This is a genomic window from Actinomadura chokoriensis (genome assembly GCF_039529475.1).
GTDB classification, from domain to species: Bacteria; Actinomycetota; Actinomycetes; order Streptosporangiales; family Streptosporangiaceae; genus Spirillospora; species Spirillospora bangladeshensis.
In genome coordinates, this window is the sequence record NZ_BAAAMW010000084.1 from 1 (window position 1) to 570 (window position 570).

A 570-nucleotide genomic window follows, 5' to 3' on the forward strand; every position below is an offset into this window, starting at 1 on the left:
TGCGTTCGGCCTGGTCGCGGTGGTCGTCGGTGCCGGCGGGTTTGGCGAGGGGGGCGAGGGTGCCGTCCCAGATGGCGGCGTCTTCGGCGTTCAGCCAGCCGCGGATGTAGCGGCCGCCGTCCAGGGAGCGGCTGGAGTCGATCCAGGACTGCTCGTAGCCGCGGCGGGCGTCGTGTGGGGGCGTGCCGGTGCCGTCGCGTTCGGCGATGATGTCGCGGATGCGGCGGCCGAAGGAGGCGACCTTCCCGGCCGAGCACCCCTGTTCGACCAGACCCAGCAGGATCTCTTGGGCGGCGGCGCAGTCGGTGTCGTCCAGGCGTGCGGCGGCGTCGGCGATGGTGGCGGCGTACCCGGTGGACAGCTGTCCGGCGGCCCAGCGTTCCGCTACTTCGGTGAGGCGGCGGTGCTGCCTGGCCAGGGTGAGGCGTTCCTTGGCGCGGTTCTCGCGCATGCCCAGCCGGGACCGCAGCCAGGCGCGGGTGGAGGGGAACCCCCAGCGCTGCACTTCCCGGCCCCGGTCCACCACCTCGACCAGCCCCGCCAGCGCCGCCTCCTGCAGGTCACCCGCCG

Annotated in this window: 1 protein-coding gene; it reads right to left on the reverse strand. The window is 74.2% G+C overall.

The annotated features are described in order from the left end of the window. Positions 1-570, reverse strand: a 570-nt coding sequence (locus ABFX46_RS43350; protein WP_346050474.1) for a DUF222 domain-containing protein, incomplete at both ends; no start/stop codon positions are given.